This window comes from Pseudomonas sp. FG13 (assembly GCF_057809755.1).
This window is the reverse complement of sequence record NZ_JBMDKO010000045.1, coordinates 33,632-43,781: the sequence shown is the minus strand read 5'-3', so window position 1 is coordinate 43,781 and position 10,150 is coordinate 33,632. Positions and strand designations below refer to the sequence as shown.

The following is a 10,150-nucleotide window of genomic DNA, read 5'->3' as shown; positions in this document are numbered from 1 at the left end:
CGGCACTGAATGGCGGTGATGGGCGGCAAGGTAAGACAGTTGCTCCCACATTGGATTGTGGCCTGGCTACATGACCTGAGTTCGCCCCAGATCCCCTGTGGGAGCGAGCCTGCTCGCGATAGCGGTGGGTCTGTTGGCATCGGTGTTGAATGTGCTGCCGTCTTCGCGAGCAGGCTAGCTCCCACAAAAGCAGATCCTCGGGATTCCTTAGTGACTCATACCCTTGAGCCGCTCCGACATCTTGACCAACGCCGCCAACGAGTCCGCATCCATCTTGCGCATCAACGCGCCGCGCCGGACCTTCACGGTCACTTCGCTCAACCCCAAGCGTCCGGCCACTTGTTTGTTCAGCAAGCCTGACACCACCCACTCCATCACGTCCCGTTCGCCGTCAGTCAGGCTGTCATAGCGCCGTTTCAAGTCATCCATCACCGAGGCGGCCTTGCGCCGTTCCCTGTCGCGGTTCAGGCCCTGGCTGATGGCGTCGAGCAGGTCTTGCTCACGGAAGGGCTTGGTCAAGAACTCCAGCGCCCCGGCCTTCATGGCTTTTACCGACATGGGGATGTCGCCGTGGGCGGTGATGAAGATCACGGGGAGCTGGAGGTTCAAGCGGGCCATTTCCTGCTGGAAGTCCAGCCCGCTCATCCCCGGCATGCGCACGTCGAGGATCAGGCAGGCGGGGATGTCTGGCAGCGTGGCGTCCATGAATTCGCGCGCCGAGGCGAAAGCCATGCTCGGCAGGCCCACGGAGGCCAGCAGGTCTTGCAGTGAGACGCGTACGGAGCTGTCGTCGTCAACGATGTACACCATCGCTTCGGCAAGTTGGGGCTCAGTCATCGGATTCTCTTGTCACCGCCGGCAGGGTGAAGTGGAAGGTTGCGCCGGATTGCGGGTTGCTGGATACCCAGATACGCCCATCATGGGCCTCGATGATCGAGCGACTGATGGCCAGGCCCATGCCCATGCCGTCTGGCTTGGTGCTGTAGAACGCGTCGAACGCCCGCTCGTGGTCGTTTCCAGACAGGCCCTTGCCCTGGTCGGACACGGAAAACAACAGTTGCTGACCGGACTCCAGCACGGCATGAAACTCCAGGAACCGCTGGTCGGCGTCGACCTGGCGCATCGCGTCGATCCCATTCATCGCCAGGTTCAATATCACCTGTTGGATCTGCACTTCATCCGCCAGCATCGGCGGCAGGCCTTCCTGGATATGCACGCGCAGGGTGATGCCTTGCTCGTTCAGTTCTCCGGCCAACAGTCGCAGGGCGGTATTGACCGTGTCGGCGACGTTCAACCATTGCTTGGTGGGGGCCTGGTGCCGGGCCATGCCGCGCAGGCGGGTGATGATTTCACTGGCCCTATGGGTATCGGCGATGATGCGTTCCACCGCCAGGCGGGCCTTGGGCAAATTGGGTGGCTCCGTTGCCATCCAGCGCAGGCAGGCGCCGCTGCTGTTGGCGACGGCGGCCAAGGGCTGGTTCACTTCGTGGGCGATGGAGGCGGCCAGTTCGCCCAGCATGTTGACCCGAGCGATGTGTGCCAGGTGTGCGCGGGTTCGATGCACGGTTTCGATGGCGGCCGACAGGCGCAGGGCCAGGTAGGTCGTGCCGGCGATGGCGGCGAGGCTGATCAGCACGTTGATCTGGCCGGCCTCCGAATCACCGAAGCGTGTCAGCCGATAGCTGAAGATCGTCAGCACCATGCAAATGAACGATACGCCCGCGACCGCACGCGCTGGCAGGATCCTCACGGCAATCAGCACCACGACTATCTGGAAGACTCCCACGGCGATCTCGAGATCGGTGATGGTGTCTATCGCCGCGATGCCGAGCGCCAGCCCCAGCAGAAGCAGCAGACGCAGCGCCCATTGAGTTTTTCTCATTGAATATTCATCTCGTATCGCTCGATCCGGCCGGGCTTCGACCTTGTCATTTGAATCACCTCAGGACGGATTGTCCAGGCTGAACTGATCGGCCACTTCATCGTAGGCGAACAGTTCCGCATAGCGTCCCCACTGCGTGACGCAGTCCAGGGTGTGGGCGGCGTCGTGCTCGGACATGAAGTCCTCCAGTTGGTCCCGGAAACGTCGGGCGGGCGCCGTGCGGGTAGGGCGGTCGTCCAGTACTCTTCGCACATGCCCCACCAGCGGGACATACCGGAGCAGGTGCCGGGCGAACAATTGCTTGCGCTCATCGACATCCGACTCCCCGTAGCGATGCCCGGCGGGTAGCAGGGTGAGGGTCCCATCATGCAGGTCGGCGAAACGCATCAGCTGCAGCACCTCAGCGACCGGAAAAAGATCACTGTCGCTGTAGCGCAGCGCCCCCGCAAGCTCCCGCAGATCGGCCTGGCCGTCAAAGGGGTGATCCTGGACCGCTTCGATCAATCCGGCCAGTGCGTTGGTGGAGATCGACGGCAAGACCATGCCCACGCCCGTACCTGCAAACACACCCTGGCGTGGAGAATCCGCACGTCCACCACCGGCCATCTGCACGTAGATGTGTTCCACCAAGGCCTGGAACGCCAGGTCGGAGCGATTGCGCGGCTGGGGTAGGTCGACGCTGATTTCCTTCATGATGCGCCCCGGATTGGAGGAAAAGATCAGTATCCGGTCGCACATCAGCACGGCTTCTTCGATGTTATGGGTGACCATCATGATCGACTTGAGCGGCATCCTCCCTTCGCGCCACAGGTCCAGCAAGTCGGTGCGCAGGGTTTCGGCGGTGAGCACGTCCAATGCGGAGAACGGCTCGTCCATCAACAGCACATCCGGGGCGACCACCAGCGCCCGCGCCAGGCCGACACGCTGGCGCATGCCGCCGGACAACTCCTTCGGGAAGGCGCTTTCAAAGCCGTCGAGACCGATCATGTCGATGGCGGCCAGGGCCCGTCGGCGGCGCTCGGGCACCGGCACGTTCAAGGCTTCGAGGCCGACCTCGACGTTCTGCAATACCGTCAGCCAGGGAAACAGGGCGAAGCTCTGGAACACCATGCGTACCGAACTCGCTGATCCCTGGGCATCGACGGGGAATTCAACCACGCCCGCGGTCGGCGAAATCAGGCCTGCGATGGAGCGCAGCAAGGTCGACTTTCCAGACCCCGAGCGTCCCAGCAGACCGACGATTTCGCCCTCGTTCAGGCGCATGCAGACATCGTCCAGGACCCGCCGCTCGGCGCCGCCGGCCGTGCCATAGACATGACCCACTTGCTGCACGTCGACCAGGCAGCGCTTCTCCATCACTTGCATTGGTTCATCCTCAATCGATTCGCAGTCGGCGCTCGGCGAAACCATACAAGGGACGCCACAGCAGTTGATTGAAACCCACGACAAAGATCGCCATGACCGAAACCCCCAGCGCCACCCGTTGCATGTCTCCCGCCTCGGTGGCCTGGGCAATGAAGGCGCCGAGCCCCGACGCGTACAGATGCTCGTTACCCCAGGACACGGCCTCGGCGACGATGCTGGCGTTCCACGATCCGCCCGCCGCCGTCAGGGCGCCGGTGACGTAGTAGGGAAAGACGCCGGGCAGGGCGAACTGTCGCCACCATTGCCAACCGCGCAGGTGGAAGCTGCGGGTGGCTTCTCGCAGGTCGGTTGGGAGCGCACTGGCCCCGGCGATCACGTTGAACAGGATGTACCACTGGGTGCCCAGCACCATCAGCGGCGACAGCCAGACATCGGGGTTCAGTTTCAAGGCAACGATGGCGACCACCGCAAACGGGAACAGCACGTTGGCGGGAAAGGCCGCCAACAGTTGTGCGATGGGCTGCAGGCGTTCGGCCCAGCGCGGGTTCAGGCCGATCCACACGCCGACGGGTACCCAGACCAGACTGGCGAGCGCGATGAGCACGACGACGCGCAGCAGGGTGGCAAGCCCCAGGCTGACGGCGCTGATGACGTCCTCCAGGCCCAAGGTACTGCTAATGAAGGCTGACAACTGAAAGATTCCGGCCATGCAGGCCAGGACGATCAAGGCAATCCAGAGTAGGTCGGTCGTGCGGCTGAAACGGGCACTGGCCTTGAAGCGCAGGCGGGGCAGCGTGGGGAGTTTGTCCAGGAATAAGGAACTCCTGAGACTGCCCAGTGCCAGCAGCGCCAAGGGCACCAGGCGAGTCGAGCGCAGCAGGTCGTAGACCCTGGAGCGAGGGCGCTTCTGGGAGGCGGTCTGCTCGAAGCGAAACCGGTCCGCCCAGGCCACGATCGGCCGGAAGAACAACAGGTCGTAGAGCATGATCACCACGGCCATGGCCAGCACGGCCCAGGCGGTCGCGACGATGTCTTTGCGTTCGATCGCCAGCGCCAGCCAGGAACCGATCCCCGGCAAATTCACGGTGGTGTTGCCCACAGTAATGGCCTCGCACGCCACCACGAAAAACCAGCCACCGGACATGGACATCATCATGTTCCACACCAGCCCTGGCGTGGCGAAGGGCAACTCCAGCCTGATGAACCGCTGCCAGGGCGAAAACGCAAACTGCCGGCTGACTTCGTAGAGATCGTTGGGTACGGTCCTCAGTGATTGATAGACGCTGAAGGTCATGTTCCAGACCTGGCTGGTGAAAATGGCGAAGATCGCTGCGCACTCCACCCCGGACTCCTTGCCTGGGAAGAGCCCCATGAAGAACACCACGGTGAAGGTCAGGAACCCCAGGACCGGCACGGATTGAAGAACATCCAGTGCCGGCAGGATGACCAGGGCGGCCTTGCGACTTTTCGCCGCCAACGTGGCGATGAGCAGGGAAAACACAAAGGACGCAAACAGCGCGATGAACATGCGCAAGGTGGTACGCAGGGTGTATCCCGGCAAGTGGGCCAGATCGAGTGACAGCGGCGAGGCATCCAGCACACCGAGCGGCTGGTTCATTTGCTCGACGCCGTAGGTAATGAATACGACCAGCACCACGATGAGGCCAACCAGCGTGACATCAGCCCACCAGGCACCTGGCTCGTTGTATTTGAAAGGGGTCAATGCTGAGGCGGCGAGTGGAGAGCGCATCGTGCACCTCTTCTGTATCGTCGGTGTTTGAGTGCGGCGAGATTAAGTCCAGCCTCTGGCGATGACCACTGAGATTAAGGGCGGGAAAATATACGTTGGTATATCGAGGGGCGTGGCAAGGGGATCTGATCCGGTTTTTTTGCTGACAGGTGCGGCTGTAATGCAACCTGAGTTTCAAGCCAGAATATTGCGAGGTATTCATCGGAAACCGAGTTCACCTCAGAGTCCTGTGGGAGCGAGCCTGCTCGCGATGGCGCTCTGTCAGTCGGCAAGGAAGTTGACTGTGCCGACGTCATCGCGAGCAGGCTCGCTCCCACAGGGGTTATGAAGTGGCTGCTTGCTGTGTGTTTCTTTCTGGAGTGCTTATGACGAAGATGGCAATTTTTCTGGGTGGTTTCCTGGCGTTGACCTTGCTGATTGGCGTGCTTGCGACGATTCCGCCGGTGTAGATGCCTGTGGCGAGGGGATAAATCCCCTCGCCACAAAGCCCCCGATGGCTACCGATGCAAAATCACCTGCGCAATCTCCTGCAACCCCATCACCCGTTGTGCGGCGTTGAGTTTGATGGCCTCCTTGGGCATGCCGAAGACCACGCAGCTGGCTTCGTCCTGGGCCACGGTGGCGCTGCCGGCGTCGAGCATTTCCTTCAGGCCGCGGGCGCCGTCGTCGCCCATGCCGGTCATGATGACGCCGGTGGCGTTGCGGCCGGCGAATTTGGCCACTGAGCGGAACAGCACGTCCACCGACGGGCGATGGCGATTGACCAGCGGCCCGTCCACCACCTGCACGTGATAGAACGCGCCGCTGCGGGTCACCATCATGTGTTTGCCGCCGGGGGCGATGAGTGCCAGGCCCGGGTGGATGCGGTCGTTGTTGCGGGCTTCGCGGACTTCGATCTGGCACAGGCTGTTGAGCCGGGCGGCGAACGAGGCGGTGAATTTTTCCGGCATATGCTGGACGATGACGATCCCCGGACACACCCGCGGCAGGGCAGTCAACACCGCCTCCAGGGCTTGCGTGCCGCCGGTGGAGGTACCGAGGGCGACGATGCGTTCAGTGGTCTGCGCCATGGCGTGGCCGTTCGCGGCGGGCAGCATGGCATCGGCGTTGAGCTTGACGGCCGGTACCAGTGGCGCGGGACGCTTGCCCAGATTGCGGACGTTGACCTGGGCGGCCCCCCTGATTGCCGCCACCAGTTCCGCCGCTGACTCCAACAGAAAACTCTTCAAGCCGCTGGTGGGCTTGGTGATGATTTCCACCGCGCCGGCGGCCATCGCCTGCAAGGTGGTTTCCGCGCCCTTGGGGGTCAGGGACGAGCAGATCACCACCGGAGTCGGGCGCTCGCTCATGATTTTCTTGAGGAAGGTGATGCCGTCCATGCGTGGCATTTCCACATCCAGCACGATCACGTCGGGCCACTCCCGGGCCAGTTTTTCCATGGCGAAAATCGGGTCGGAGGCCGCGCCCATGACGTGGATATCCGGGGTGTCACTGAGAATCGCCAGCAATACCTGGCGAACCACGGCAGAGTCATCCACCAGCAATACATTGATCTTTTTTGACATGGTTAATGCCGGGTCCTTATCGGTTGGTGCCTGACCCACACATCGCCGCTGCACAGGTCGAAGATGATGTTGCGGTAGCCGGTGCTGCCCATGTCCTGGGCAATCAGGTCCAGGCGGTAGAGGGCGGCCATTTCCAACGCCGCATTGACGTTCAGCCGCGCGACATCACCAAAGGGGACATGCCGTTGCAGCTCGGGGAACATCTCGCCGCCGCCGAACAGCTTGAGCTGGTACTCCTCGGGTTCGGTATGATGGACCCGCGCCTCACGGATGAACAGTTCGATGGCTTCGTCGGCGTACATGCCGTTGAGGGCCGTGGAGCAGCGTATGCGGCTGGGCAGCATGAAATGGCACATGCCGCCGATCCGGTGTTCGGGATGCCACAAGGTGATCGCCACGCAGGAACCGAGGATCGTACGCAGCCGGGTCGGGCACGTGGCGAAGCGGAATTCGCCCGGTGCCAGGTAGACTTCGGCAACGTCCCTTGTCGCGGGTTGCATGGCGGCGCTCATGGTTTGCGATAAATCGATGGCATCACCATCTTCAAGGCATCGGAAACCCCGTTGAGGCTTTCCGAATGGCTCACGATGAAATACCCCCCGGACTTGAGTCGGGGGATCAGTCGGGCAACCACTTTGCTTTTGGTGGGTTGGTCGAAATAGATCATGACGTTGCGCAGGAAAATCACATCGAACTCCCCCAGCTCCGGCAGGGTGTCGTTGAGGTTGACCTGGACGAAGTTGACGCGGTTGCGCAACGCCCGGTCGATCAGGAACGTGCCTTGCTGGCTGCCGGTGCCCTTGAGACAGTATTTCTTCAGCAGCGGCTGGGGCAGGGTGCGGGCGCGCTCCATCGGATAGTGCCCGGAGCGCGCCTTGGCCAGCACCTGGGTGCTGATGTCCGAACCGATCACTTCCCAAGGTGTGGTGCCCAGCCCTTCGGCCAGGGTCATCGCCAGGCTGTAGGGTTCTTCTCCCGACGAACTGGCCGCGCTCCAGAGGCGAAAGGTCTTGCCCGGTGTCGCCTTGGGCAGTACATGCTGGCGCAGGAAATCGAAGTGCTTGGGTTCGCGAAAAAAGTAGGTTTCGTTGGTGGTGAGCAAATCCAGCGCCACCTGCAATTCATCGCTGCGCTGGCCGTTCATGATCAGTTTGAAATACTCGCCGTAGCTGCCCAGTTCATAGTGCTTGAGGCGCTTGAACAGACGTCCGGCCACCAGGGCTTTCTTGGCGTCGGACAGGTTGATGCCGGCAGCCTTGTACAGCCAGGATTGAAACTGGCTGAACTCTCGATCACTGAGGGCCAGTGAGGTCACGGTGCGTTCCTTGCAGGTGTCGGCGTTCACTGGCTTTCAAACTCCAGCGCGGTGGGGCTGGCTTCGGCCAGTTGGGACATTTCGTCGATGGACAGCACACGCCCCACCTCCAGCACGATCACGAACTTGCCGTCGACCTTGGCCATGCCGCTGATGAAGTCAGCACGGATCTTCGCCCCGAAACTCGGTGGCGGTTCGATCTGCGAGGCCGGGATTTCCAGCACCGCCGACACTGTGTCCACTAGCAGGCCGATGTCCTGGGCGTGGCCGTCTTCGGTGTTGGCCTCGATGATCACTACGCACGAACGCCGGGTGATCGACGAGTTCTGCCTACCGAAACGGGCCGACAGGTCCACCACCGGCACGACCGCGCCGCGCAGGTTGATCACCCCGCGGACGAACGCCGGCATCATCGGCACCACGGTCAGGTTGCCGTACTCGATGATCTCCTTGATGCAGAGGATGCCGATGGCAAACATCTCTGTGCCGAGCATGAATGTCAGGTATTGCGCTTCTTCCTCGACCGCGATGGCGGTCTGACGGGTAGTAGCGATGGCGCCCATGGCTTTTCTCCTTTAAGCGAGCCTGTGCAAGCGGACCGTCAGAACCGGGTGAATTCGGATTCGTCCGGTGCGCCGGCCATGTTGTAGGCGAACGCCTTGGGCAGAGTGGTCACCGAGGCCCGGGCCGGCTTGCGGCTGGTCGGTCCGGGTGTGTGGTCGACCTTCACTGGCAGGCTGGCCGACTTGGGCGGCGTGTCCAGGGTGAAGAAACTCATGGCCTGTTGCAGTTGTTCGGCCTGGCTGCTCATTTCCTCGGCGGTGGCGGCCAGTTCTTCGCTGCTGGAGGCGTTCTGCTGGGTCACCTGGTTGAGCTGGGTCATGGCGGTGTTGATCTGCGCCACGCCGGCGGCCTGTTCTTCGGAGGCGGCGCTGATTTCCTGCACCAGGTCCGAGGTCTTGTTGATCGAGGGCACCATCTCATCGAGCAGATTGCCGGCCTTCTCGGCCATGTCGACGCTGCTGGAGGACAGTTCGCCGATTTCCTGGGCGGCGACCTGGCTGCGCTCGGCCAGTTTGCGTACCTCGGCGGCGACGACGGCGAAGCCTTTGCCATGCTCGCCGGCACGGGCGGCTTCGATGGCGGCATTGAGCGCCAGCAGGTTGGTCTGGTAGGCGATGTCGTCGATGATGCTGATGCGCTGGGCGATTTTCTTCATCGCCACCACGGTCTGCTGCACTGATTCGCCACCGTCGGTGGCTTCCTTGGCGGCCTTGCTGGCCATGCCGTCGGTGACCTTGGCGTTCTCGGTGTTCTGGTTGATGCTGGCGCTCATCTGCTCGATGGAGGCGCTGGTTTCCTCGACGCTGGCCGCCTGTTCGCTGGTGGCCTGGCTCATGGACTGCGCGGTGGCGCTGACCTCTTCGGAGGCGCTGGCCAGGTTGTCCGCGGCGTTGCGCACTTCACCGATGATGTGGGACAGCTTGCCCACCATGTTCTGCATGGCGTTGAGCACCATGCCGGTTTCGTCCTTGGAGCCGGCCTCGATTTTCGCGTTCAGGTTGCCTTCGGCCAGCTGTTCGGCCACCAATGCGGCTTGCTTCAAGGGACGGGAAATGATCCGGGAGATGAACAGCGCCAGGCCCAGGCCGATCAGCAGGGCCGCAGCCAGCACGGCGATGATCGACAGACGTGATTTTTCAAACAGTGCCGTGCCGCGTTCGCTGGCCGCGCCAGCACCGACGTCATTGAGTTCCACCAGTTTCTGCAGGTCACTGGTCACCAGCTCGAAACGACGCCGGGACTCGCCCTTGAGCAGCGCATGGGCTTGCTCGGTGAGGTTTTGCCGGGACAGTGCCATCAGGTCTTTGCTGATCGCCAGATAGGCGACCCAGTCATTGCGGGTTGTCTCGAACAGCTGACGGTCTTCGGCGTTGGAAAGCAGTTTTTCGTAGGTCGCCATACGGGTCTCGAAACCTTTCCTGGCTTCTTCCGCTTCCTGTTCGACTGTGGTGCGTTCCTGCTCGGAATCAGCGGTGATGTGACGGTTTTCCTTGAGGCGATAGTTCGCAGCGTAGAAACGCATGCCGGATGCCGCGCGCATGGACGGCATCCAGTTTTCACGGATTTCGGTGGTGGTGCCGTTCACTTCGCCCAGTTGGATGATCGAGAACACCCCCATGACGGCGGTCAGGGCCAGCACCACAAGAAATGAGGTGATCAGTTTGGTGGCGATTCTAAGATCGTAGAACCATTTCATTGGGAAATACCTC

Annotated in this window: 9 protein-coding genes; all 9 read right to left on the bottom strand. The window is 61.9% G+C overall.

Going from position 1 to position 10,150, the window contains the following annotated elements; genetic code table 11:
• Positions 1-207: 207 nt before the first annotated feature.
• A complete protein-coding gene (locus ACODTO_RS24605) occupies positions 208-837 on the bottom strand; it encodes a response regulator transcription factor (protein ID WP_464709237.1) in 630 nt (209 codons plus the stop codon).
• A complete protein-coding gene (locus tag ACODTO_RS24600) occupies positions 830-1,882 on the bottom strand; it encodes a sensor histidine kinase (protein WP_139648607.1) in 1,053 nt (350 codons plus the stop codon). The genes ACODTO_RS24605 and ACODTO_RS24600 overlap by 8 nt, the downstream gene beginning before the upstream one ends.
• Positions 1,883-1,942: 60 nt before the next feature.
• Positions 1,943-3,247 carry an ABC transporter ATP-binding protein gene (locus ACODTO_RS24595; RefSeq protein WP_139648608.1) on the bottom strand — a complete coding sequence of 435 codons (1,305 nt, stop codon included), beginning with the start codon at positions 3,245-3,247 and terminating at the stop codon, positions 1,943-1,945.
• 10 nt (positions 3,248-3,257) lie between these two features.
• On the bottom strand, positions 3,258-4,865 hold the full coding sequence (locus ACODTO_RS24590; protein WP_373682518.1) for an ABC transporter permease: 1,608 nt from the start codon (positions 4,863-4,865) through the stop codon (positions 3,258-3,260).
• Between the two features lie 629 nt (positions 4,866-5,494).
• Complete coding sequence (locus ACODTO_RS24585) at positions 5,495-6,562, bottom strand: protein-glutamate methylesterase/protein-glutamine glutaminase (protein ID WP_175362160.1); 1,068 nt, start codon at positions 6,560-6,562, stop codon at positions 5,495-5,497.
• A 2-nt stretch (positions 6,563-6,564) separates the two neighbouring features.
• Positions 6,565-7,062, bottom strand: coding sequence for a chemoreceptor glutamine deamidase CheD (cheD, locus tag ACODTO_RS24580; protein WP_139648612.1), 498 nt, complete (start codon positions 7,060-7,062; stop codon positions 6,565-6,567).
• A gap of 8 nt (positions 7,063-7,070) precedes the next feature.
• Complete coding sequence (locus tag ACODTO_RS24575; RefSeq protein ID WP_489107195.1) at positions 7,071-7,907, bottom strand: CheR family methyltransferase; 837 nt, start codon at positions 7,905-7,907, stop codon at positions 7,071-7,073.
• On the bottom strand, positions 7,904-8,440 hold the full coding sequence (locus ACODTO_RS24570; RefSeq protein WP_024778565.1) for a chemotaxis protein CheW: 537 nt from the start codon (positions 8,438-8,440) through the stop codon (positions 7,904-7,906). Before ACODTO_RS24570 ends, ACODTO_RS24575 begins: the two co-directional genes overlap by 4 nt.
• A gap of 38 nt (positions 8,441-8,478) precedes the next feature.
• Positions 8,479-10,137: a methyl-accepting chemotaxis protein gene (locus tag ACODTO_RS24565; RefSeq protein WP_175362162.1), complete on the bottom strand. Its 1,659-nt coding sequence runs from the start codon at positions 10,135-10,137 to the stop codon at positions 8,479-8,481.
• Positions 10,138-10,150 lie beyond the last annotated feature (13 nt).

What these genes read in the sequence shown, in the direction of transcription:
- ACODTO_RS24590 (WP_373682518.1), bottom strand. Translation starts at nt 4,865, where the DNA reads ATGAACCAGCCGCTCGGTGTGCTGGATGCCTCGCCGCTGTCACTCGAT.
- ACODTO_RS24595 (WP_139648608.1), bottom strand. Translation starts at nt 3,247, where the DNA reads ATGCAAGTGATGGAGAAGCGCTGCCTGGTCGACGTGCAGCAAGTGGGT.
- ACODTO_RS24605 (WP_464709237.1), bottom strand. Translation starts at nt 837, where the DNA reads ATGACTGAGCCCCAACTTGCCGAAGCGATGGTGTACATCGTTGACGAC.
- ACODTO_RS24565 (WP_175362162.1), bottom strand. Translation starts at nt 10,137, where the DNA reads ATGAAATGGTTCTACGATCTTAGAATCGCCACCAAACTGATCACCTCA.
- ACODTO_RS24585 (WP_175362160.1), bottom strand. Translation starts at nt 6,562, where the DNA reads ATGTCAAAAAAGATCAATGTATTGCTGGTGGATGACTCTGCCGTGGTT.
- cheD (WP_139648612.1), bottom strand. Translation starts at nt 7,062, where the DNA reads ATGCAACCCGCGACAAGGGACGTTGCCGAAGTCTACCTGGCACCGGGC.
- ACODTO_RS24570 (WP_024778565.1), bottom strand. Translation starts at nt 8,440, where the DNA reads ATGGGCGCCATCGCTACTACCCGTCAGACCGCCATCGCGGTCGAGGAA.
- ACODTO_RS24600 (WP_139648607.1), bottom strand. Translation starts at nt 1,882, where the DNA reads ATGAGAAAAACTCAATGGGCGCTGCGTCTGCTGCTTCTGCTGGGGCTG.